Annotated in this window: 21 protein-coding genes; 16 read left to right on the top strand and 5 right to left on the bottom strand. The window is 58.2% G+C overall.

The genetic code is table 11. The annotated features are described in order from the left end of the window. Positions 1–18 precede the first annotated feature (18 nt). The 12 genes from sdhC (at position 19) to AC3WK5_RS17170 (ending at position 14,512) form a co-directional block, all read left to right on the top strand. Positions 19–393 (top strand): succinate dehydrogenase, cytochrome b556 subunit, encoded by a 375-nt coding sequence (gene sdhC, locus AC3WK5_RS17115; RefSeq protein WP_081013689.1) that lies wholly within the window; start codon positions 19–21, stop codon positions 391–393. Next, on the top strand, positions 387–755 hold the full coding sequence (sdhD, locus tag AC3WK5_RS17120; RefSeq protein WP_019692323.1) for a succinate dehydrogenase, hydrophobic membrane anchor protein: 369 nt from the start codon (positions 387–389) through the stop codon (positions 753–755). Before sdhC ends, sdhD begins: the two co-directional genes overlap by 7 nt. 3 nt (positions 756–758) lie before the next feature. Continuing rightward, the gene (sdhA, locus tag AC3WK5_RS17125) at positions 759–2,534 is read left to right on the top strand and encodes a succinate dehydrogenase flavoprotein subunit (protein ID WP_054593425.1); all 1,776 of its coding nucleotides are present in this window, start codon (positions 759–761) and stop codon (positions 2,532–2,534) included. An 11-nt stretch (positions 2,535–2,545) separates the two neighbouring features. After that, a complete protein-coding gene (locus AC3WK5_RS17130; RefSeq protein ID WP_054593424.1) occupies positions 2,546–3,250 on the top strand; it encodes a succinate dehydrogenase iron-sulfur subunit in 705 nt (234 codons plus the stop codon). Between the two features lie 262 nt (positions 3,251–3,512). After that, entirely contained in the window at positions 3,513–6,344 is a 2,832-nt protein-coding gene (locus tag AC3WK5_RS17135) for a 2-oxoglutarate dehydrogenase E1 component (protein ID WP_054593423.1), read from the top strand. A gap of 42 nt (positions 6,345–6,386) precedes the next feature. Beyond that, the gene (gene odhB / locus AC3WK5_RS17140; protein ID WP_054593422.1) at positions 6,387–7,604 is read left to right on the top strand and encodes a 2-oxoglutarate dehydrogenase complex dihydrolipoyllysine-residue succinyltransferase; all 1,218 of its coding nucleotides are present in this window, start codon (positions 6,387–6,389) and stop codon (positions 7,602–7,604) included. 111 nt (positions 7,605–7,715) lie between these two features. Continuing rightward, positions 7,716–9,152 (top strand): dihydrolipoyl dehydrogenase, encoded by a 1,437-nt coding sequence (lpdA, locus tag AC3WK5_RS17145; RefSeq protein ID WP_054593421.1) that lies wholly within the window; start codon positions 7,716–7,718, stop codon positions 9,150–9,152. Positions 9,153–9,348: 196 nt separating this feature from the next. Further along, positions 9,349–10,515: an ADP-forming succinate--CoA ligase subunit beta gene (gene sucC, locus AC3WK5_RS17150; protein ID WP_007919879.1), complete on the top strand. Its 1,167-nt coding sequence runs from the start codon at positions 9,349–9,351 to the stop codon at positions 10,513–10,515. Continuing rightward, on the top strand, positions 10,515–11,396 hold the full coding sequence (gene sucD / locus AC3WK5_RS17155; protein ID WP_019692317.1) for a succinate--CoA ligase subunit alpha: 882 nt from the start codon (positions 10,515–10,517) through the stop codon (positions 11,394–11,396). Before sucC ends, sucD begins: the two co-directional genes overlap by 1 nt. 428 nt (positions 11,397–11,824) lie before the next feature. Beyond that, the gene (gene brnQ, locus AC3WK5_RS17160) at positions 11,825–13,138 is read left to right on the top strand and encodes a branched-chain amino acid transport system II carrier protein (protein WP_103319044.1); all 1,314 of its coding nucleotides are present in this window, start codon (positions 11,825–11,827) and stop codon (positions 13,136–13,138) included. Between the two features lie 235 nt (positions 13,139–13,373). Beyond that, a complete protein-coding gene (locus tag AC3WK5_RS17165) occupies positions 13,374–14,111 on the top strand; it encodes a DUF599 domain-containing protein (protein WP_103319047.1) in 738 nt (245 codons plus the stop codon). Next, positions 14,111–14,512 (top strand): MAPEG family protein, encoded by a 402-nt coding sequence (locus tag AC3WK5_RS17170; protein WP_103319050.1) that lies wholly within the window; start codon positions 14,111–14,113, stop codon positions 14,510–14,512. The genes AC3WK5_RS17165 and AC3WK5_RS17170 overlap by 1 nt, the downstream gene beginning before the upstream one ends. A 66-nt stretch (positions 14,513–14,578) precedes the next feature. Here AC3WK5_RS17170 and AC3WK5_RS17175 read toward each other — a convergent pair whose 3' ends face one another. Further along, positions 14,579–14,818, bottom strand: a complete 240-nt coding sequence (locus AC3WK5_RS17175) for a hypothetical protein (protein WP_103319052.1) — start codon at positions 14,816–14,818, stop codon at positions 14,579–14,581. A gap of 159 nt (positions 14,819–14,977) precedes the next feature. Here AC3WK5_RS17175 and AC3WK5_RS17180 point away from each other — a divergent pair, with 159 nt between their 5' ends. From AC3WK5_RS17180 to AC3WK5_RS17195, 4 genes are all read left to right on the top strand, one after another. Continuing rightward, entirely contained in the window at positions 14,978–15,454 is a 477-nt protein-coding gene (locus tag AC3WK5_RS17180; protein WP_103319054.1) for a PaaI family thioesterase, read from the top strand. Then, the gene (locus tag AC3WK5_RS17185) at positions 15,451–15,903 is read left to right on the top strand and encodes a PaaI family thioesterase (protein WP_054593415.1); all 453 of its coding nucleotides are present in this window, start codon (positions 15,451–15,453) and stop codon (positions 15,901–15,903) included. Before AC3WK5_RS17180 ends, AC3WK5_RS17185 begins: the two co-directional genes overlap by 4 nt. Before the next feature lie 89 nt (positions 15,904–15,992). Next, complete coding sequence (htpG, locus tag AC3WK5_RS17190) at positions 15,993–17,897, top strand: molecular chaperone HtpG (RefSeq protein ID WP_054598153.1); 1,905 nt, start codon at positions 15,993–15,995, stop codon at positions 17,895–17,897. A gap of 66 nt (positions 17,898–17,963) precedes the next feature. Further along, positions 17,964–18,692 (top strand): dienelactone hydrolase family protein, encoded by a 729-nt coding sequence (locus AC3WK5_RS17195; protein ID WP_103319057.1) that lies wholly within the window; start codon positions 17,964–17,966, stop codon positions 18,690–18,692. An 87-nt stretch (positions 18,693–18,779) separates the two neighbouring features. On the opposite strand, the gene AC3WK5_RS17200 is transcribed toward AC3WK5_RS17195, so the two are convergent. The 4 genes from AC3WK5_RS17200 to fabA form a co-directional block, all read right to left on the bottom strand. Continuing rightward, a complete protein-coding gene (locus AC3WK5_RS17200; RefSeq protein ID WP_103319059.1) occupies positions 18,780–19,640 on the bottom strand; it encodes a pirin family protein in 861 nt (286 codons plus the stop codon). 62 nt (positions 19,641–19,702) lie between these two features. Next, entirely contained in the window at positions 19,703–20,119 is a 417-nt protein-coding gene (locus tag AC3WK5_RS17205; protein ID WP_054593412.1) for an OsmC family protein, read from the bottom strand. 274 nt (positions 20,120–20,393) lie between these two features. Further along, on the bottom strand, positions 20,394–21,614 hold the full coding sequence (gene fabB, locus AC3WK5_RS17210) for a beta-ketoacyl-ACP synthase I (RefSeq protein ID WP_019692305.1): 1,221 nt from the start codon (positions 21,612–21,614) through the stop codon (positions 20,394–20,396). Between the two features lie 11 nt (positions 21,615–21,625). After that, positions 21,626–22,141, bottom strand: a complete 516-nt coding sequence (gene fabA, locus AC3WK5_RS17215; protein WP_010211704.1) for a 3-hydroxyacyl-[acyl-carrier-protein] dehydratase FabA — start codon at positions 22,139–22,141, stop codon at positions 21,626–21,628. Positions 22,142–22,198: the final 57 nt, after the last annotated feature.

Below are 22,198 nucleotides of genomic sequence, written 5' to 3' on the forward strand. Positions count from 1 at the left end.
CAGTGTGAAAAAAAAGCCGTGAAAAGCCAACGACCTGTAAACCTAGACCTAAGGACCATCAAACTCCCCATCACCGGCGTTACGTCGTTTCTTCACCGTGTTTCCGGCATCATCCTCTTCCTGGGCCTTGGCATCATGCTGTATGCATTGAGCAAATCCCTGGGTTCCGAGGAAGGTTTTGCCGAGGTGAAGGCATGCTTGACCAGTCCGCTGGCCAAGTTCGTAGCATGGGGCCTGCTGTCCGCCTTGCTGTATCACATGGTGGCCGGTGTACGCCATCTGATCATGGACATGGGCATCGGTGAGACGCTGGAAGGCGGCAAACTGGGCTCGAAAATTATCATCGCCATTTCCGTGGTGTTGATCGTTCTGGCGGGAGTTTGGATATGGTAACCAGCGTTACGAACCTATCGCGTTCGGGCCTCTATGACTGGATGGCACAGCGTGTGTCTGCGGTCGTTCTCGCGGCTTATTTCATTTTCCTGATCGGATACCTTGTTGCGCACCCTGGCCTTGGCTACGCCCAATGGCACTTGCTGTTCGCAAACAACTGGATGCGCATCTTCAGTCTGTTGGCCCTGGTTGCCCTTGGCGCTCACGCCTGGGTCGGCATGTGGACCATCGCGACCGACTACCTGACGCCAATGGCGCTGGGCAAGTCCGCGACTGCAGTACGTTTCCTTTTCCAGGCAGTATGCGGCGTTGCGATGTTCGCTTACTTCGTCTGGGGTGTGCAGATTCTCTGGGGTATCTGATTCATGTCTAACTCAGTAAATACGCTTTCGTTCGACGCCATCATCATTGGCGGCGGCGGTGCCGGCATGCGCGCTGCGCTGCAGCTGGCACAAGGTGGTCACAAGACTGCCGTAGTCACCAAGGTTTTCCCGACTCGTTCGCACACTGTATCCGCCCAGGGTGGCATCACCTGCGCCATCGCGTCCGCTGATCCAAACGATGACTGGCGCTGGCACATGTACGATACCGTCAAGGGTTCCGACTACATCGGTGACCAGGACGCTATCGAATACATGTGTTCCGTAGGCCCGGAAGCGGTCTTCGAGCTCGAGCACATGGGCTTGCCGTTCTCCCGTACCGAGCAGGGTCGCATCTATCAGCGTCCGTTCGGCGGTCAGTCGAAAGACTTCGGTAAAGGTGGCCAGGCTGCCCGTACCTGCGCTGCTGCCGACCGTACCGGTCACGCTCTGCTGCACACCCTGTACCAGGCCAACCTGAAGGCCGGCACCGTATTCCTCAACGAATACTACGGCGTCGACCTGGTGAAGAACGAAGACGGTGCCTTTGTCGGCATGATCGTCATCTGCATCGAAACCGGCGAAACCTCCTACGTCCGCGCTAACGCCACCGTTCTGGCGACTGGCGGTGCAGGTCGTATCTACTCGTCCACCACCAACGCCCTGATCAACACCGGTGACGGCGTCGGCATGGCTCTGCGTGCTGGCGTGCCGGTACAAGACATCGAAATGTGGCAGTTCCACCCGACCGGCATCGCCGGCGCCGGTGTACTGGTTACCGAAGGTTGCCGCGGTGAAGGCGGTTACCTGATCAACAAGCACGGCGAGCGTTTCATGGAGCGTTATGCTCCGAACGCCAAAGACCTCGCTGGTCGTGACGTGGTTGCTCGCTCGATGGTTAAAGAAATCATCGCCGGCAACGGTTGCGGCCCGGATGGCGACCACGTGATGCTGAAACTCGATCACCTCGGTGAAGAAGTTCTGCACAGCCGTCTGCCAGGCATCATGGAACTGTCCAAGACCTTCGCTCACGTCGATCCAGCCGTAGCGCCGATCCCGGTTGTTCCAACCTGCCACTATATGATGGGCGGCGTTGCCACCAACATTCATGGCCAGGCAATCACTCAGGACGCCGACGGCAAGGACCAGATCATTCCTGGCCTGTTCGCGGTAGGCGAAGTGGCGTGCGTATCGGTTCACGGTGCCAACCGTCTGGGCGGCAACTCGCTGCTCGACCTGGTGGTATTCGGCCGTGCGGCCGGCCTGTTCCTGGAGCAGACCCTGAAAGAAGGCGTCGACTACGCTCGCCCTCGCCAGTCCGACATCGACGCAGCCCTGGCGCGTCTTGATGGCCTGAACTCGCGTACCGAAGGCGAAGACGTCGCTACCCTGCGTAAAGAGCTGCAAAGCTGCATGCAGAACTACTTCGGTGTATTCCGTACCGGCGAATACATGCAGAAGGGTATTGCTCAGCTGGCTGATCTGCGTGGCCGTATCGCCAACGTCAAGATCAACGATAAGAGCCAGGCGTTCAACACTGCTCGTATCGAAGCGCTGGAGCTGCAAAACCTGCTGGAAGTGGCCGAGGCTACTGCCATCGCAGCAGAAATCCGCAAAGAGTCCCGCGGCGCTCACGCCCGTGAAGACTACGAAGATCGCGACGACGAAAACTGGCTGTGCCACACCCTGTACTTCCCGGGTGACAAGCGCGTTACCAAGCGTGCCGTGAACTTCTCGCCGAAGACTGTTCCGACTTTTGAACCTAAGATTCGGACTTATTAAGGGTGGCCGCCATGTTGCAAGTCAGTGTTTATCGCTACAACCCTGATCAGGACGCCGCGCCGTTCATGCAGGAATTCAAGGTCGACACCGGTGGTAAAGACCTGATGGTGCTGGACGTGCTGGCCCTGATCAAAGAGCAGGACGAGGGTTTCTCCTATCGTCGCTCTTGCCGTGAAGGTGTTTGCGGTTCCGACGGCATGAACATCAACGGCAAAAACGGTCTGGCCTGCGTCACGCCACTGTCTGCTGTTGTCAAAGGTAACAAGTTGATCGTTCGTCCTCTGCCAGGTTTGCCGGTTATCCGTGACCTGGTCGTCGATATGAGCATCTTCTACAAGCAATACGAAAAGGTTAAGCCTTTCCTGCAGAACGACACGCCGGCTCCGGCCATCGAGCGTCTGCAGACTCCTGAAGAGCGTGAAAAGCTCGACGGTCTGTACGAGTGCATCCTGTGCGCTTGCTGCTCGACCTCTTGCCCGTCCTTCTGGTGGAACCCGGACAAGTTCCTGGGTCCAGCTGCTCTGCTGCAAGCCTACCGCTTCCTGGCAGACAGCCGTGACACCAAGACTTCCGAGCGTCTGGCTTCGCTGGATGACCCGTTCAGCGTATTCCGCTGCCGCGGGATCATGAACTGCGTCAACGTATGTCCGAAAGGCCTGAACCCGACTAAGGCCATCGGTCACATACGTAACATGCTGCTGCAAAGCGGCGTGTGATTCAGCTGTTGTACCCGTAGAACTGCTGTACCCGTAGAGGCTAAGGCGCGGGCTTCAACCCGCGTCTTGGCTATAACCAGAGTGGCAGCCCACAAGGCTGCGGCTCTTATTTTGAAGAAATGAGACAAGCAGGGGCATCCGGGCTGGTACCCGGACTATCAGCGTGATCCTAAGTGGCTTGTTTTGGTCGCTGCACTCGGACTTCTGCAAGCTTGCTCGGTGTCTTCGCCGATGGTGTTCCCCTAACCGAGGGTGACCAAGCATGCAAGAAAGCGTGATGCAGCGCATGTGGAACAGCGGCTATCTTTCAGGTGGTAACGCTGCCTATGTGGAAGAGCTTTATGAGCTCTACCTGCACGACCCTAACGCTGTGCCAGAAGAATGGCGCACCAAATTTCAGACGTTGCCCGCTGACGGCAACGCTGCCACCGATGTATCGCACTCGACGATTCGCGATCATTTCGTGCTGCTGGCAAAGAACCAGCGCCGCGCCCAACCGGTTTCCGCCGGCAGCGTGAGCAGTGAGCACGAGAAGAAGCAAGTTGAAGTACTGCGACTGATCCAGGCCTACCGTATGCGTGGCCACCAGGCAGCCCAGCTTGACCCGCTGGGGCTGTGGCAGCGTCCTGCACCTGCAGACCTGTCGATCAATCATTACGGCTTGACCAATGCCGATCTTGATACGACCTTCCGTGCCGGCGACCTGTTCATCGGCAAAGAGGAAGCGAGCCTACGCGAAATTCACGAAGCGTTGCAGCAGACATATTGCCGCACCATCGGCGCTGAATTTACTCACATCGTCGATTCCGAGCAGCGCCAGTGGTTCCAGCAGCGTCTGGAAGGCGTGCGTGGTCGTCCGGTGTATTCGGCCGACATCAAGAGCCACCTGCTCGAGCGCGTCACCGCAGGCGAAGGTCTGGAAAAGTACCTGGGTACCAAATACCCGGGCACCAAGCGTTTCGGCCTGGAAGGCGGCGAAAGCCTGATTCCGATGCTGGACGAGCTGATCCAGCGCTCCGGTTCCTACGGCACCAAGGAAATCGTTATCGGCATGGCCCACCGTGGCCGTCTGAACGTGCTGGTCAACACCTTCGGCAAGAACCCGCGCGAGCTGTTCGACGAGTTCGAAGGCAAGAAGAAGGTCGAGCTGGGTTCCGGTGACGTTAAATACCACCAGGGCTTCTCTTCCAACGTGATGACCGCAGGCGGCGAAGTCCACCTGGCCATGGCCTTCAACCCGTCCCACCTGGAAATCGTTTCGCCAGTGGTCGAGGGTTCGGTGCGTGCCCGTCAGGATCGTCGTAACGATCCGACCGGTGAGAAAGTCCTGCCGATTTCCATCCACGGTGACGCGGCATTCGCAGGTCAAGGCGTGGTCATGGAAACCTTCCAGATGTCGCAGACTCGCGGCTTCCGGACTGGCGGTACGGTTCACATCGTGATCAACAACCAGGTTGGCTTCACCATCAGCAACCCGGAAGACTCGCGTTCCACCGAGTACGCCACCGACGTTGCGAAAATGATCCAGGCGCCGATCCTCCATGTGAATGGTGATGATCCGGAAGCCGTATTGTTCGTGACCCAGCTGGCCATCGACTATCGCATGCAGTTCAAGCGTGACGTGGTGATCGACCTGGTCTGCTACCGTCGTCGCGGTCACAACGAAGCGGACGAGCCAAGCGGCACCCAGCCTCTGATGTATCAGCAGATCACCAAGCAGCGCACCACGCGTGAGCTGTATGCCGATCGCCTGACCCAGAGCGGTGTGCTTGACGCAGCGCGTGTTCAGACGAAAGTCGACGAATACCGCAACGCGCTGGACAACGGCCTGCACGTAGTGAAAAGCCTGGTCAAGGAGCCGAACAAAGAGCTGTTCGTCGACTGGCGTCCGTACCTGGGCCACGCCTGGACTGCGCGTCACGACACCACGTTCGATCTGAAGACCCTGCAAGAGCTGTCCGCCAAGCTGCTGGAAATCCCGGAAGGTTTCGTGGTTCAGCGCCAGGTTGCGAAGATCTACGAAGACCGTCAGAAAATGCAAGCCGGCGGCCTGCCGATCAACTGGGGTTACGCCGAAACCATGGCGTACGCGACCCTGGCGTTCGAAGGTCACCCGATTCGCATGACCGGCCAGGATATCGGCCGCGGTACGTTCTCGCACCGTCATGCGGTATTGCACAACCAGAAAGACGCGGGCACCTATATCCCGTTGCAACACCTGTACGAAGGCCAGCCACGTTTCGACCTGTACGATTCGTTCCTGTCCGAAGAAGCCGTACTGGCGTTCGAATACGGCTACTCCACCACCACGCCTGACGCGCTGGTGATCTGGGAAGCCCAGTTCGGCGACTTCGCCAACGGTGCCCAAGTGGTTATCGACCAGTTCATCACCAGCGGTGAGCACAAGTGGGGCCGTCTGTGCGGTCTGACCATGTTGCTGCCACACGGTTATGAAGGTCAGGGTCCGGAGCACTCTTCGGCTCGTCTGGAGCGTTACCTGCAGCTGTGCGCCGAGCACAACATTCAGGTGTGCATGCCGACTACGCCGGCCCAGATCTACCACTTGCTGCGTCGCCAGGTAATTCGTCCTCTGCGCAAACCACTGGTAGTGCTGACTCCGAAGTCGCTGTTGCGTCACAAGCTGGCCATCTCGACCCTGGAAGATCTGGCCGAAGGTTCGTTCCAGACCGTTATTCCGGAAATCGATGCGCATGATCCGAAAAAGGTCACTCGTCTCGTGCTGTGTAGCGGCAAGGTCTACTACGACCTGCTGGAAAAACGCCGTGCCGAAGGTCGTGACGACATCGCCATCGTGCGTCTTGAGCAGCTGTACCCATTCCCTGAGGACGACTTGATTGAAGTCCTGGCTCCTTATTCCAACCTCAAACACGTTGTTTGGTGTCAGGAAGAGCCGATGAACCAGGGTGCCTGGTACTGCAGCCAGCATCACATGCGTCGCATCGTTGGCGGTCACAACAAGTCTCTCGTACTCGAGTACGCGGGCCGTGACGCTTCTGCTGCACCTGCATGTGGTTATGCATCGATGCACGCCGAGCAGCAGGAAAAACTGCTGCAAGACGCCTTTACTGTTTAACGCCTTCGCGCACCTGAAACCGAATTTAAGGAACCACAGACAATGGCTATCGAGATCAAAGCCCCCACTTTCCCGGAATCGGTTGCCGATGGCACCGTTGCCACCTGGCACAAAAAACCGGGCGACGCGGTCAAGCGCGACGAACTGATCGTCGACATCGAAACCGATAAAGTCGTACTGGAAGTGTTGGCTACCGCTGATGGCGTACTGGGCGCTATCGTCAAGAACGAAGGCGACACCGTTCTGTCCGACGAAGTCCTGGGCTCCATCGGGGAGGGCGGTGCTGTTGCCGCCGCTCCGGCTGCCGCTGCTGCACCTGCACAGGCTGCTGCTTTGTCCGTTGTTGGCGAAGATGATCCTGTTGCTGCACCGGCTGCTCGCAAGCTGGCTGAAGAAAACGGCATCAACATCGCTTCCGTTGCCGGTACTGGCAAAGGCGGTCGTGTGACCAAGGAAGACGTGGTTGCAGCCGTTGCTGCCAAGGCCGCTGCTCCGGCTGCCGCACCTGCCAAGGCCGCTGCCCCGGCTGCCGCTGCTCCTGTGTTCGCTGCTGGCGACCGCACCGAGAAGCGCGTACCGATGACCCGCGTGCGTGCAACCGTGGCCAAGCGCCTGGTTGAAGCCCAGTCGAACATGGCGATGCTGACGACTTTCAACGAAGTCGACATGACTGAAGTCATGGCCCTGCGTTCGAAGTACAAGGACCTGTTCGAGAAGTCCCACAATGGCGTGCGCCTGGGCTTCATGTCGTTCTTCGTGAAAGCGGCTACCGAGGCGCTGAAACGCTTCCCGGCTGTCAACGCTTCCATCGACGGTGGCGACATCGTGTACCACGGCTATGCTGACGTCGGCGTTGCCGTGTCCAGCGACCGTGGCCTGGTGGTGCCGGTTCTGCGTAACGCCGAACTGATGAGCCTGGCTGAAATCGAAGGCGGCATTGCCAACTTCGGCAAGAAGGCTCGCGACGGCAAGCTGACCATCGACGAAATGACTGGTGGCACGTTCACCATCACCAACGGTGGTACATTCGGCTCGATGATGTCGACCCCGATCGTCAACCCGCCACAAGCGGCTATCCTGGGCATGCACAACATTCTGCAGCGTCCGATGGCGATCAACGGTCAGGTTGTTATTCGTCCGATGATGTACCTGGCTCTGTCCTACGATCACCGTTTGATCGACGGCAAAGAAGCTGTGACCTTCCTGGTTACCATCAAGAACCTGCTGGAAGACCCGGCTCGTCTGCTGCTGGATATCTGATTTCGTTGCACGGGCCGCTCAGCGATGAGCGGCCCATCTGTAATGACCAGCTTCGTCCCACGACGGTCCCCTGAACGGGATCGTCCGGTTTGATTCGAGAAGGAATGACACATGACTCAGAAATTCGACGTGGTAGTGATTGGTGCGGGCCCTGGCGGCTACGTAGCTGCCATTAAAGCGGCGCAACTTGGCCTTTCGACTGCCTGCATCGAGAAATACACCGACAAAGAGGGCAAACTGGCCCTCGGCGGTACTTGCCTGAACGTCGGCTGCATTCCGTCCAAGGCGCTGCTGGACAGCTCCTGGAAGTTTCACGAAGCTCAAGACGGCTTCGCGATCCACGGCATCAACCACGCTGGCGTGACCATGGACGTGCCAGCAATGGTCGGCCGCAAGGCCAACATCGTCAAAGGCCTGACCTCTGGCGTTGCCACCCTGTTCAAAGCCAATGGCGTGACCTCCCTGCAAGGCCACGGCAAACTGCTGGCCGGCAAGAAAGTCGAACTGACCAAGCCTGACGGCAGCGTCGAAATCATCGAAGCCGAGAACGTGATCCTGGCTCCAGGTTCGCGTCCGATCGACATTCCACCGGCTCCGGTTGACCAGAACGTGATCGTTGATTCGACCGGCGCTCTGGAATTCCAGTCCGTACCTAAGCGTCTGGGCGTAATCGGCGCTGGCGTGATTGGTCTGGAGTTGGGTTCGGTCTGGTCCCGTCTGGGCGCAGAAGTTACCGTTCTTGAAGCGCTGGACACCTTCCTGATGGCGGCTGACGCTGCTGTTTCCAAGGAAGCGCTGAAAACCCTGACCAAACAGGGTCTGGACATCAAGTTGGGTGCTCGCGTTACCGGTTCCAAAGTGAACGGCAACGAAGTCGTTGTGAACTACACCGATGCCAACGGCGAACAGAACATCACTTTCGACAAGCTGATCGTAGCCGTTGGTCGCCGTCCAGTGACCACTGATCTGCTGTCCGCCGATTGCGGCGTGACCCTCGACGAGCGCGGTTTCGTGCACGTTGACGATCACTGCGCCACCACCGTACCGGGCGTTTACGCCATTGGTGACGTGGTTCGCGGCATGATGCTGGCACACAAGGCCTCGGAAGAGGGCATCATGGTTGTCGAGCGCATCAAGGGCCACAAAGCCCAGATGAACTATGACCTGATCCCTTCGGTTATTTATACTCACCCGGAAATTGCATGGGTCGGTAAAACCGAGCAGGCCTTGAAAGCTGAAGGCGTTGAAGTTAACGTCGGCACTTTCCCGTTTGCAGCCTCTGGCCGTGCCATGGCAGCCAACGATACCGGTGGTTTCGTCAAAGTTATCGCCGATGCCAAAACTGACCGCGTATTGGGCGTCCACGTGATTGGCCCGAGCGCAGCAGAACTGGTACAGCAGGGTGCAATCGGCATGGAATTCGGCACTAGCGCCGAAGACCTGGGCATGATGGTTTTCTCCCATCCGACCCTGTCCGAAGCCTTGCACGAAGCAGCTCTGGCAGTGAATGGCGGCGCCATCCACATCGCCAACCGCAAGAAGCGTTAAGACAATAAGAAACCACGGCGGAATGGCCCGTCGTGAGCCTTGCCTGCAAGACTCACCGCGGAATATCCGCTGGACGCAGCCTTGCGTAGCTGTACCGGGTATCCGGAAAGGCTACGCAAGCAGCAGTCACAGGTGGTGCGGCACTTGAATGAGTGCAGCACCGAATGCGCAGTACCTAACGAAGACGGTAATAAGCATGAATCTTCACGAGTATCAGGGTAAGCAGCTGTTCGCTGAGTACGGCCTGCCAGTATCGACCGGTTACGCGGTAGACACCCCGGAAGCAGCAGCAGAAGCTTGCGACAAAATCGGCGGCAGCGAGTGGGTTGTCAAAGCCCAGGTTCACGCCGGTGGTCGCGGTAAAGCGGGCGGCGTCAAGCTGGTTCGCAGCAAAGAAGACGCTAAAGCATTCGCTCAACAGTGGTTGGGCAAGCGTCTGGTGACTTACCAGACTGATGCCAATGGTCAGCCAGTCACCAAGATCCTGGTTGAATCGTGCACTGATATCGCTAAAGAGCTGTACCTGGGCGCTGTCGTTGACCGTTCGAGCCGTCGCATCGTGTTCATGGCTTCCACCGAAGGTGGCGTGGACATCGAGAAAATCGCTCACGACACCCCTGAGAAAATCCTCAAGGCCACTATCGATCCACTGGTTGGCGCTCAGCCATTCCAGGGTCGCGAGCTGGCATTCCAGCTGGGTCTGGAAGGCAAGCAAGTTGCTCAGTTCGCCAAGATCTTCGTAGGTCTGGCCAAGCTGTTCAAGGATCACGACCTGGCTCTGCTGGAAGTGAACCCGCTGGTGATCAAGGCTGACGGCGATCTGCACTGCCTGGACGCGAAGATCAACATCGACGCCAACGCCATGTACCGTCAGCCTAAGCTGAAGACTTTCCACGATCCGTCGCAAGACGATCCGCGCGAAGCGCACGCTGCCAAGTTCGAACTGAACTACGTAGCCCTGGAAGGCAACATCGGTTGCATGGTCAACGGTGCTGGCCTGGCCATGGGTACCATGGACATCGTCAACCTGCATGGCGGCAAACCAGCCAACTTCCTCGACGTGGGCGGCGGTGCTACCAAAGAACGCGTTACCGAAGCGTTCAAGATCATCCTGTCCGACACTAACGTCGCTGCAGTATTGGTCAACATCTTCGGCGGCATCGTTCGCTGCGACATGATTGCCGAAGGCATCATCGGCGCTGTGAAAGAAGTCGGCGTGAAAATCCCGGTTGTTGTTCGCCTTGAAGGCAACAACGCTGAGCTGGGCGCTAAAGTACTGGCAGAAAGCGGTTTGAACATCATCGCTGCTACCAGCCTGACCGACGCTGCTCAACAAGTCGTTAAAGCTGCGGAGGGCAAATAATGAGCGTCCTGATCAATAAAGACACCAAAGTTATCTGCCAGGGTATTACCGGTTCGCAAGGTAGTTTCCACACCCAGCAAGCCATCGAATACGGCACCAAGATGGTTGGTGGCGTAACTCCAGGCAAAGGCGGCACCGAGCACCTGGGTCTGCCAGTGTTCAACACTGTGAAAGACGCTGTAGCAGCCACTGGCGCCACCGCCAGCGTGATCTACGTTCCAGCTCCTTTCTGCAAGGACTCGATCCTGGAAGCAGCATTCGGCGGCATCAAGCTGATCGTTTGCATCACTGAAGGCATTCCTACCCTGGACATGCTGGATGCCAAGGTCAAGTGCGACGAGCTGGGCGTGATCCTGATCGGCCCTAACTGCCCAGGCGTGATCACTCCAGGCGAATGCAAGATCGGCATCATGCCAGGTCACATTCACTTGCCAGGCAAGGTCGGTATCGTTTCGCGTTCCGGCACCCTGACCTACGAAGCTGTGAAGCAGACTACTGACGCCGGTTTCGGTCAGTCGACTTGCGTCGGCATCGGCGGTGACCCGATCCCGGGTTCGAACTTCATCGACATCCTGAAGCTGTTCCAGGAAGACCCGAAGACCGAAGCGATCGTGATGATCGGTGAGATCGGCGGTTCGGCTGAAGAAGAAGCGGCTGCCTACATCAAGGCACACGTGACCAAGCCGGTTGTTTCCTACATCGCTGGTGTGACTGCTCCTGCGGGCAAGCGCATGGGCCATGCTGGCGCAATCATCTCTGGCGGCAAAGGCACTGCAGACGAGAAATTCGCTGCTCTGCAAGACGCAGGCGTTAAAACCGTGCGTTCGCTGGCAGACATCGGCAAGGCCCTGGCCGAGCTGACTGGCTGGGCTGTCAAGTAAGCCTCGCGCTTAGCTGACGCTCCACCAAACAAAGGCCACCTTCGGGTGGCCTTTGTCGTTTCCGGGGGTATGTGTTGCCAGACAGGCCCTCATCGCGGGCAAGCCTTGCTCCTACATATTCATGTTGTCCGTAGATATTGCGTCCAACTCCAAATCTGTAGGAGCAAGGCTTGCCCGCGATGGCGTCCTGACGGCAAACGGAGATTTAGATGCAAAAACACGACATGAGTATGTCGCGTATCGGATAGTTCGCCCTGTAATAGTGCGTTTGTCAGACAAATTAGTTACGCTAGCCGCCATTTTGCGTTTGCTGCCCACAAGGACGCTGCGCGCTAAACGGGTCAGTCCTATACGGACCGACAGCATTTCCCTCACCCATAAGGGAAATCCCTCTCTAAATTCCGATTCAGTAGTGTGGTATTTCCTTAATGAAAGTGTTGAAAGGCCAGGACATCCTGGCACTCGGCTTCATGACGTTTGCCCTGTTCGTCGGGGCTGGCAACATCATCTTCCCGCCTATCGTCGGTTTGCAGTCCGGGCCTAATGTCTGGATGGCGGCGCTGGGCTTTCTGATCACCGCCGTCGGTCTGCCGGTGATCACCGTTGTCGCGCTGGCCAAGGTCGGTGGTGCCATGGACTCTTTGAGCAGCCCGATCGGCAAAATCGCCGGTGGTGTGCTGGCCGCCGCGTGCTACCTCGCGGTGGGCCCGCTGTTCGCCACCCCGCGGACCGCGACCGTATCATTCGAAGTGGGCCTGGCGCCGCTGACCGGCGAAAGCCCGCTGTCGCTGCTGCTCTACAGCTCGGTTTACTTCCTGTTGGTGTTCTTCATCTCGCTGTACCCGGGTCGTCTGCTGGACACCGTTGGCCGTTTCCTCGCGCCACTGAAGATCATCGCACTGGCCGTGCTCGGCATCGCCGCATTCGCCTTGCCGGCGGGTGACATCGGCACCGCCACACCTGAGTACGTTGCGGCACCGTTCTCCCAGGGTTTCATCAATGGTTACCTGACCATGGATACCCTCGGCGCACTGGTGTTCGGCATCGTGATCGTCAACGCCATTCGTTCTCGCGGCGTCGAGTCTCCAGCCCTGATCACGCGTTACGCGATCATCGCCGGGTTGATTGCCGGTGTCGGTCTGGCGCTGGTGTACGTGAGTCTGTTCCGCCTGGGTTCGGGCAGCCATGAAGTGGCCGTCGGCGCTACCAACGGCGCAGCCGTATTGCACGCTTATGTGCAACACACCTTTGGATCCCTCGGCAGCGGTTTCCTCGCAGTGCTGATCTCCCTGGCCTGCCTGGTGACGGCAGTCGGCCTGACCTGTGCTTGCGCCGAATACTTCAGTCGTGTGTTGCCACTGTCCTACAAGACACTGGTGATCATCCTGGCAGCGTTCTCGCTGCTGGTGTCCAACCTGGGCCTGACCAAGCTGATCGCGTTCTCGATCCCGGTACTGACCGCGATTTACCCGCCTTGCATCGTCTTGGTGGCGCTGAGCTTCTGCAAGGACTTCTGGCTGGAGCAAGGTCGCATCGTTGGCCCGGTGATGCTGGTGTCGTTCCTGTTCGGCATGATCGACGCGCTCAAGGGCGCTGGTCTGGCGGACTGGATGCCGACTCAATTGGCACACTTGCCGCTGGCCGAACAAGGTCTGGCGTGGCTGGTGCCATGCGTCTTTACCCTGGTGGTTGCATTTGCCTGCGACCGTTTGCTGGGCAAGCGCAGCGAAGCTTTGGCTTAACGCTTCAAGGCCCGTCACAAGCGGGCCTTGAGCAACAACAGAAATGCCCCGTATCAATCGATACGGGGCATTTTTATTGGCTGATATTAATGCCATACGGAGATCAAATGTGGGAGCGGGCTTGCTCGCGAAGGGGGCATAACATTCAATAGTGATGTTGACTGAAAGTCCGCTTTCGCGAGCAAGCCCGCTCCCACAGGTTCCGGTCGTCCATACTTACACCACAGGGATACGCATGTCGTTCATCCACACCAATCTGATCCACATTCTTGCCGCGCTCTGGTTTGTCATCTGCTGGGGCGGTTACACCCGTTACGCTATCTGGAAGGGCCGCGATACCGCGTGCCTGGCCAGTGTGCTGCACCTTTACCGCGAAGACTGGATGCGCCGCATGCTGCTGCGTGACAACCGCATCGCTGACGCCAGTGTGGTGGGTAATCTGGAGCGTAACGCCTCGTTCTTCGCCTCGAGCACCTTGATCATCCTCGCCGGTATTCTCACGGTGCTGGGCTCTTCCGAGCGGGCGCTGTCGTTACTGGCGGACATTCCGATGGTTCAACAGGCTTCCCAGGGCATGTCGGAGATCAAGCTGCTGTGCCTGGCGCTGGTGTTCGTCTACGCCTTCTTCACCTTCAGTTGGTGCATGCGCCAATACAACTTCGCGGCGATCCTGATTGGCTCGGCGCCGATGATCGGTGAGCGCCACGTTTCCGAGCAGGAACGCAAGGCCTTCGCTTCGCGCGCCGCGCGGGTGATCTCGATGGCGGCCAACCAGTTCAACTTCGGTCTGCGTTCCTATTACTTCGGCATGACCATGCTCGCCTGGTTCGTCAGCCCGTGGCTGTTCATGTTGATGAGCGCGGGCGTGGTGCTGGTGTTGTATCGCCGGGAGTTTCATTCCGACGTGCTCGACGTAATGGTCTATACCCCTACAGAGGCGCCATTGCCTGAGGCGATCAAAGAGGTAGCCTGATGAGTATCCCGTTCTGGTGCGTGTTTATCAGTGCCTTGCTGATTTTCATCGCCCGCATACCGGTGGCCAAGGCCATGAAAGAGCAGGGGGGTTACAACAATCACCTGCCGCGCGCGCAACAAGTACAGCTCACAGGCTTCGGCGCTCGCGCACTGGCCGCGCATCAGAACAGTTTCGAGGCCTTCCTGTTGTTTGCGGTCGGGGTGTTGATGGCGCGCACCACGCAAACGGCGGGGTGGCTGATTGACGGGTTGGCAATCATCTTTGTGATTGCCCGGGTCATCTACTTGTTGTGCTACTGGGCAGACCTGGCCTGGCAACGAAGTCTGGTGTGGTTTGTCGGCTTTGTCTGTTCGTTGCTGCTGATGGTTAGTCCGACTTTTCGCACGGTGTTGCTCTAACGCTTTAGCGGCGAACACAATAAAGCCCGCACTTGGCGGGCTTTATTTTTGCTGCTCTAAAACCGATTAGTTGGTTTTAGGTGCGGCTTGTTCAGCAGCTGTCTTGCTCGAATCTACCTGAGCTTTGGCAGCATCAGCGGCTTCTTTCGCTGCGTCGTTCACTTTATCCTGAGCTTCACCAATTTTTTGCTGGGCTTGTTCAATTTTTTGGGTGGCTTCTTGAGCTTTGTCCTCGGGTTTTTTACCGCAGGCAGCGATGCCGAGGGAAGCGGTCAACATCAAGGCAATAGCTAAAGTCTTACGCATGGGGTGTTTCTCCTGGTGGAAAATATCTACTTGCCCTTTCGAACGCACCACCGTGGGTTAAGTTCCATGTTTCCTACAGATATATAAGATTTATCTTGGGGGAACTTTTTCTTAGTCCCTATGCTGCTATGCAACACCACTAAAAAGAGCCTTTATCGAATGATCGACAACCCCGTTTTCGAGCGAGCGACGCGGTTTTTATCGGCGCTGAGGCATTGTCAGGTGCTCGGGTTGCGTGTGCACAGCGCAAGTAATGACGGGCTGACGATTACGTTGCCGTACAGCCCGCAGATCGTCGGTAATCCGCAAACCGGGGTGATTCATGGCGGTGCCATTACCTCGCTGATGGATACCGCGTGCGGCATGGCAACGCTTTGTGTTTTACCGGAGTTCGAGGTTTGCCCGACCCTGGATCTGCGTATCGACTACATGCATCCGGCCGAGCCGCATAAAGAGGTGCATGGTTTTGCCCAGTGCTACCGGGTGACGACTGACGTGATCTTCACGCGCGGGTTTGCTTACCAGGATGATCCGCAAAAGCCGATCGCCCACGTGGTCGGGACCTTCATGCGCATGGGCAAAGGTGTCAAAGGCACCAAAGGTTTTGGTGGCGTCATCAGTGGGGGGACGAAATGACTGATAACTTCAAAGAACAATTGCAGCAGGCCCACGAGCGTGGCGATTACGCCTCGCTGCTGCAGATGATTCCCTACGCCAAGCTGATCGGCGTCGAGTGCTCGCGATTGGGTGACGAGCTGCTTTTTCGTTTGCCGGCGAACAAGGACAATATTGGTAACCCTTTGCTGCCAGCAATTCATGGTGGGGTGATTGCCGGGTTCATGGAGCTGGCGGCGGCCCTGCATTTGCTGATCTTCACCGGTTCCCCCGGTGTGCCGAAGATCATCGACTTCTCCCTCGATTATCTGCGTGCCGGGCAGTTTCGTGACACCTACGCCAAATGCCAGGTGTGCCGTCAGGGGCGGCGGGTCGCCAACGTTGCGATAACCGCGTGGCAGAGCACTCAAACCGAGCCGATTGCCACGGCGCGTGCGCATTTCAAGATTGAAGAAACGCCAAGCCCTTGAAATCCTCGGCATAGCCCCCAACTCTGATGACATCCCGCCGTCACCCCTTCAGGGTACGGCCACTGCCATCCAATCGGAGTTTGATGACCATGAGCGTGGAAACTCAAAAGGAAACCCTGGGCTTCCAGACCGAGGTGAAGCAACTGCTGCACCTGATGATCCATTCGCTGTATTCCAACAAGGAAATTTTCCTTCGCGAACTGATCTCCAACGCCTCCGACGCTGTCGACAAATTACGTTTCGAAGCCCTGTCCAAGCCTGAGTGGCTGGAAGGTGGCGCCGAACTGAAAATCCGCGTGAGCTTCGACAAGGACGCGAAAACTGTCACCCTCGAAGACAACGGTATCGGCATGAGCCGTGACGATGTCGTGACCCACCTGGGTACCATCGCCAAATCCGGCACTGCCGATTTCATGAAACACCTGTCCGGCGATCAGAAGAAAGACTCGCACCTGATCGGCCAGTTCGGCGTGGGTTTCTACTCGGCATTCATTGTTGCCGATAAAGTTGACGTATACAGCCGCCGTGCCGGTCTCGCTGCCAGCGAAGGCGTGCACTGGTCGTCCAAGGGTGAAGGCGAATTCGACGTCGCCACCATCGACAAGGAAGACCGTGGTACTCGCATCGTCCTGCATCTGAAGTCCGCTGAAGACGAGTTCGCCGATGGCTGGCGTCTGCGCAACATCATCAAGAAGTACTCCGATCACATCGCTTTGCCGATCGAGCTGCCGAAAGAAGTGGCAGCCGCCGAAGGCGAAGAGAAACCAGCCGTTGAATGGGAAACCGTCAACCGCGCCAGTGCTCTTTGGACCCGTCCGCGTACCGAAGTCAAAGACGAGGAATACCAGGAGTTCTACAAGCACATCGCTCACGATTTCGAGAACCCGCTGAGCTGGAGCCACAACAAGGTCGAAGGCAAGCTGGAGTACAACTCGCTGCTTTACGTGCCGGCCCGTGCTCCGTTCGACCTGTATCAGCGTGAAGCACCACGCGGCCTGAAGCTGTACGTGCAGCGCGTGTTCGTCATGGACCAGGCTGAGTCGTTCCTGCCGCTGTACCTGCGTTTCATCAAAGGCGTGGTCGACTCTAACGACCTGTCGCTGAACGTCTCGCGTGAAATTCTGCAGAAAGACCCGATCATCGATTCGATGAAGTCGGCGCTGACCAAGCGCGTTCTGGACATGCTGGAAAAACTGGCGAAGAACGAGCCTGAGCAATACAAGGGCTTCTGGAAAAACTTCGGTCAGGTCATGAAAGAAGGCCCGGCTGAAGATTTCGCCAACAAAGAGAAAATCGCTGGCCTGCTGCGCTTCGCCTCCACCCAGGGTGAAGAGGGCGAGCAAGTAGTCTCGCTGACCGAATATCTGGCTCGTGCCAAGGAAGGTCAGGACAAGATCTACTACCTGACCGGTGAAACTTATGCGCAGGTCAAGAACAGCCCGCACCTGGAAGTCTTCCGCAAGAAAGGCATCGAAGTGCTGCTGCTGACCGACCGTATCGACGAGTGGCTGATGAGCTACCTCAGCGATTTCGACGGCAAGAGCTTTGTCGACGTGGCGCGCGGTGACCTGGACCTGGGCAACCTGGACTCGGCAGAGGACAAGAAAGCCGCAGAAGAAGTCGCCAAGAGCAAGGAAGGCCTGGTTGAGCGGATCAAGACTGCGCTGGGTGAAACCGTCAGCGAAGTGCGGGTTTCCCACCGTCTGACCGATTCTCCGGCGATTCTGGCGATCGGTGAGCAGGACCTTGGCCTGCAAATGCGTCAGATCCTCGAAGCCAGCGGTCAGAAGGTTCCGGATTCCAAGCCGATCTTCGAATTCAACCCGGCTCACCCGCTGATCGAAAAACTCGACGGTGAGCAGAGCGAAGAGCGTTTTGGCGACCTGTCGCACATCCTCTTCGATCAGGCAGCCCTGGCTGCCGGCGACAGCTTGAAAGACCCGGCCGCTTATGTGCGCCGTCTGAACAAGCTGCTGGTTGAACTGTCGGTTTAACTGAGTTGTAGAAAAACCCGCTTCGGCGGGTTTTTTCATTCTGGCGTTTCTTTACGGGAGTGAGTCATGAGCCAAGTTACTGTGCGTTCCGTGGTCTATCAGATTGAGGGGCAGTCTTACGAAGGTCGTCTGGCGTTCGACGCCGGCCACACGGGCCCACGTCCGGGCTTGCTGATGGCGCCGAACTGGATGGGTGTCAGCGCCGGGGCCGAGAAGATTGCCCAGGAGGTCGCAGCCAAAGGTTATGTAGTGTTGATTGCTGACCTGTATGGGCAGTCGATTCGCCCGCAGAATGGCGACGAGGCGGGCGCGGCGATGATGCCGCTGAAGAATGATCGTGCGTTGTTGCGCAAGCGCATGCAGGCGGCATTTGCTGCCTTGCAGAGCCAGGGTGAAGCGGCGGTCGACAGCTCGAAACTGGCGACATTCGGTTTCTGCTTCGGCGGTTGCTGTGCGCTGGAGCTGGCGCGTACCGGCGCGCCGCTCAAGGCTGCCGTGTCGTTCCACGGTACGCTGGATACGCCGAACCCTGCCGATGCGAAAAACATCAAGGGCTCGGTGCTGGTGTTGCACGGTGCATCCGATCCATTGGTGGCGAAAGAGCAACTGCCGGCCTTCGAAGCTGAAATGAATGCTGCAGGCGTGGATTGGCAATTGCTCAGCTACGGCGGCGCGGTGCATTCCTTTACCGATCCGCACGCCAATGTGCCGGGCACGATGATGTACGACGCCAAGACCGCCAAGCGGGCCTTTGTGTCGATGCATAACTTGCTGGATGAAGTGTTCAACGGCTAACGCTGTGTTTCGGGCACTGGTTGTTTCGGTGCCTGGGAGGGCCTCTTCGACTTGCTCGCGAAAGCGGTGTAACTGGCGCCGAAGATCTCAGGGCAGTTCAATCCGCTCGCTCTCGCCCGGTACGGTTGGCCAATCACCGGCCGCCCAGCGTCGGCGGGCCTCATCGATCACCGCGGGATCGCTGGCGACGAAGTTCCAGTTGATCCGGCGCGGCCCGTCCATGGGGGCACCGCCAAACAGCATGACGTGGCAATCGCTTTCGGCGAACAGGTCCATTTCTTCCCCGGCAGGCAGCACCACCAGCGAGTGCGGTTCAATCGGCTCGCCATTGAGCTGGGCCTCACCGTCCAGCACGTACAGCGCACGTTCTTCATGCTCGGTGGGGATCAGCAAGGTCGTCGCCGTTTTCAGCTCAAGCTCTGCGTACAGCGTAGGGGAAAGCACCGGCACCGGTGACTCCAGGCAAAAGCCTTTGCCGGCAATCATCCTGATCTTCACTCCGAGGTTATCGCTGACCGGCAGGCTGGCGGCCGGGTGATGGCTGTAATGGCCGAGACCTTGTTCGTGCGCTTTGGGGGAGGCCAGCCAGATTTGCAGGCCGTGCATCTTGAAATCGGTATCCCACAGGGCTTTTGGAGTGCGCTCGACGTGAGCAATCGCACTGCCTGCGGTCATCCAGCTGACGTCGCCCGGTTTCACGATCTGGTCAGAGCCCAGGCTGTCCTTGTGCTGGAGTTCGCCTTCGAACAGGTAGGTGAGGGTGGACAGGCCGATGTGCGGATGCTGGCGGATGTTCATGCCCTTGCCGGCCGGGTAGCGGGTTTCAAGCATGTGATCGAAAAACACGAAAGGCCCGACGCTGCGGCATTGGGCCGACGGCAGCGGGCGCAGGATCGGTTGGCCTTCGACATCTTCGGTGCGTGGGCGGATCACGAGCGGGCTGTTCATGGTGCATTCCAGGCTGTACGAGTGATGCCGCTGAGCATAACCCGCACAGCCTGTGTTTGCCGCTATTGGCTGAAGGCGCCTTCAGACAGGTGAGTCTCGATGGTCACTTCGCTGGTGGTCATCAGCTTGTGCACCGGGCAGCGGTCGGCCACACGATGCAACTCTTCACGCTGGGCGTCGGTGAGTACGCCTTTGAGGGTCAGTTTGACATGCAGGGCGTATTTGCCTTTCTGCTCCTGGCTGTTGTCGCGCTTGACCTCGACCGTGACGCCGGTCAGCGGGATTTCCTTCTTCTGTGCGTAGAGCTTGAGGGTCAGGGCCTTGCAGGCGCCCAGCGCTGCGTCGAAGTAATCGTGGGGCTCTGGCGCGGAACCTTCGCCGCCGGAGGCTTTGGGCACATCGGCGAAGAGTTGATGGTCGTCGATCTGGATGCTGTGACGAAAACCTTCGCTGGATTCGGTATTGACGGTAATGGTCATGACAAACCTCATGGGCAGTAAGAAAGAGTGTGCGTCAGGAAAAGACCTTGCAGTTATAGAGCATCTGGCGATTCAGGTGTTCCACTCAGGCTGAAATCATGGCGGCGCAATCGCGGGCAAGGGCTGGGCGCCCCCCCCGCTCCTACAGATCACACGAACCGTAGGAGCAAGGCTTGCCCGCGATGAAGTCGACCTGGTCAACATTTGTAAACGCCCAATAAAAAACGCCCCGAACCAGTCGGGGCGTTTTCATGTGCAGCGAAGCAGCGGGGCGTTACTTGCCCTGCCAGCGCTTCAGGACCAGAGTGGCGTTGGTGCCGCCGAAGCCGAAGCTGTTGCTCATCACGGTGTTGATGGTGGCGTCTTCGCGAGTCTTGGTCAGGATTGGCATGTCAGCCACTTCCGGGTCCAGTTCTTCGATGTTGGCAGAACCTGCCATGAAGTTGCCTTCCATCATCAGCATGCAGTAGATCGCTTCGTGAACGCCGGCGGCGCCCAGGGAGTGACCCGACAGGCTCTTGGTGGAGCTGATGGCAGGAGCCTTGTCGCCGAAGACTTCACGCACGCCTTTCATTTCCGCGACGTCGCCGACCGGAGTCGAAGTGCCGTGGGTGTTCAGGTAGTCGATCGGCGTGTCGACGGTGGACATGGCCATCTGCATGCAGCGGATGGCGCCTTCGCCGCTTGGAGCGACCATGTCGTAGCCGTCGGAAGTCGCGCCGTAGCCGACGATTTCCGCGTAGATCTTCGCGCCGCGGGCCAGAGCGTGTTCCAGCTCTTCGACCACGACCATGCCGCCACCGCCGGCGATGACAAAACCGTCACGCTTGGCGTCGTAGGCACGGGAAGCTTTTTCCGGTGTCTCGTTGTACTGGCTGGACAGTGCGCCCATGGCGTCGAACAGGAACGATTGGCTCCAATGCTCTTCTTCACCGCCGCCGGCGAACACGACGTCCTGCTTGCCCATCTGGATCTGCTCCATGGCGTTGCCGATGCAGTGAGCACTGGTGGCGCAGGCAGAAGCGATGGAGTAGTTCAGGCCCTTGATCTTGAATGGAGTGGCCAGGCAAGCGGAAACCGTGCTGCTCATGGTCCGCGTTACGCGGTATGGGCCGACGCGCTTGACGCCTTTTTCGCGCAGGATATCCAGCGCTTCCATCTGGTTCAGGGTCGATGCGCCACCGGAACCGGCGATCAGGCCGGTGCGCGGGTTGGAAACCTGCTCTTCGGTCAGGCCGGAGTCAGCAATGGCGTCTTTCATGGCCAGGTAGGCGTAAGCCGCCGCGTGGCCGACGAAGCGATAGATCTTGCGATCGATCAACTCTTCGAGTGGCAGGTCAATGGAGCCGGAAACCTGGCTACGCAGACCCATTTCGGCATATTCCGGGTTGAACCGGATGCCAGGGCGGCTTGCACGCAGGTTAGCGGAGACGGTCTCTTTGTCATTGCCCAGGCACGAAACGATGCCCAGACCAGTGATAACGACGCGGCGCATGCGGATAACCCTTAGAAGTTGTCAGTGGATGTGAATACGCCGACCCGAAGGCCTTCGGCGGTGTAGATCTCGCGGCCGTCGACGCTGACCGAACCATCGGCGATGGCCAGGTTCAGCTTGCCCTTCAGGACGCGTTTGATCTGAATGTTGTAAGTGACTTTTTTAGCGGTCGGCAGAACCTGGCCAAAGAATTTCACTTCGCCCGAACCCAGGGCGCGGCCGCGGCCCGGCAGGCCTTGCCAGCCGAGGAAGAAACCGACCAGCTGCCACATGGCATCAAGGCCCAGGCAGCCTGGCATCACCGGGTCACCTTCGAAGTGGCAGGCGAAGAACCACAGGTCTGGAGTGATATCCAGCTCGGCGACCAATTCACCTTTGCCGTACTTGCCACCCTCTTCGCTGATATGAGTGATGCGATCCACCATCAGCATGTTCGGGGCGGGCAGTTGCGCGTTACCAGGGCCGAACAGCTCACCGCGACTGCAGCGCAGCAGGTCTTCCCGGGTAAAGGCGTTTTGTTTGGTCATGCGAGCTCCTCAATAGTCCCATGCGGCAGGTGGGGCAAATCTTCCCGGCCGCTCGAA

The organism is Pseudomonas sp. FW306-02-D09B, from assembly GCF_058782685.1.

Excerpts from the sequence above, each read along its gene's own strand:
- sdhD (WP_019692323.1), top strand. The coding sequence starts at position 387 with ATGGTAACCAGCGTTACGAACCTATCGCGTTCGGGCCTCTATGACTGG.
- sdhA (WP_054593425.1), top strand. The coding sequence starts at position 759 with ATGTCTAACTCAGTAAATACGCTTTCGTTCGACGCCATCATCATTGGC.
- AC3WK5_RS17130 (WP_054593424.1), top strand. The coding sequence starts at position 2,546 with ATGTTGCAAGTCAGTGTTTATCGCTACAACCCTGATCAGGACGCCGCG.
- AC3WK5_RS17135 (WP_054593423.1), top strand. The coding sequence starts at position 3,513 with ATGCAAGAAAGCGTGATGCAGCGCATGTGGAACAGCGGCTATCTTTCA.
- odhB (WP_054593422.1), top strand. The coding sequence starts at position 6,387 with ATGGCTATCGAGATCAAAGCCCCCACTTTCCCGGAATCGGTTGCCGAT.
- lpdA (WP_054593421.1), top strand. The coding sequence starts at position 7,716 with ATGACTCAGAAATTCGACGTGGTAGTGATTGGTGCGGGCCCTGGCGGC.
- sucC (WP_007919879.1), top strand. The coding sequence starts at position 9,349 with ATGAATCTTCACGAGTATCAGGGTAAGCAGCTGTTCGCTGAGTACGGC.
- sucD (WP_019692317.1), top strand. The coding sequence starts at position 10,515 with ATGAGCGTCCTGATCAATAAAGACACCAAAGTTATCTGCCAGGGTATT.
- brnQ (WP_103319044.1), top strand. The coding sequence starts at position 11,825 with ATGAAAGTGTTGAAAGGCCAGGACATCCTGGCACTCGGCTTCATGACG.
- AC3WK5_RS17165 (WP_103319047.1), top strand. The coding sequence starts at position 13,374 with ATGTCGTTCATCCACACCAATCTGATCCACATTCTTGCCGCGCTCTGG.
- AC3WK5_RS17170 (WP_103319050.1), top strand. The coding sequence starts at position 14,111 with ATGAGTATCCCGTTCTGGTGCGTGTTTATCAGTGCCTTGCTGATTTTC.
- AC3WK5_RS17175 (WP_103319052.1), bottom strand. The coding sequence starts at position 14,818 with ATGCGTAAGACTTTAGCTATTGCCTTGATGTTGACCGCTTCCCTCGGC.
- AC3WK5_RS17180 (WP_103319054.1), top strand. The coding sequence starts at position 14,978 with ATGATCGACAACCCCGTTTTCGAGCGAGCGACGCGGTTTTTATCGGCG.
- AC3WK5_RS17185 (WP_054593415.1), top strand. The coding sequence starts at position 15,451 with ATGACTGATAACTTCAAAGAACAATTGCAGCAGGCCCACGAGCGTGGC.
- htpG (WP_054598153.1), top strand. The coding sequence starts at position 15,993 with ATGAGCGTGGAAACTCAAAAGGAAACCCTGGGCTTCCAGACCGAGGTG.
- AC3WK5_RS17195 (WP_103319057.1), top strand. The coding sequence starts at position 17,964 with ATGAGCCAAGTTACTGTGCGTTCCGTGGTCTATCAGATTGAGGGGCAG.
- AC3WK5_RS17200 (WP_103319059.1), bottom strand. The coding sequence starts at position 19,640 with ATGAACAGCCCGCTCGTGATCCGCCCACGCACCGAAGATGTCGAAGGC.
- AC3WK5_RS17205 (WP_054593412.1), bottom strand. The coding sequence starts at position 20,119 with ATGACCATTACCGTCAATACCGAATCCAGCGAAGGTTTTCGTCACAGC.
- fabB (WP_019692305.1), bottom strand. The coding sequence starts at position 21,614 with ATGCGCCGCGTCGTTATCACTGGTCTGGGCATCGTTTCGTGCCTGGGC.
- fabA (WP_010211704.1), bottom strand. The coding sequence starts at position 22,141 with ATGACCAAACAAAACGCCTTTACCCGGGAAGACCTGCTGCGCTGCAGT.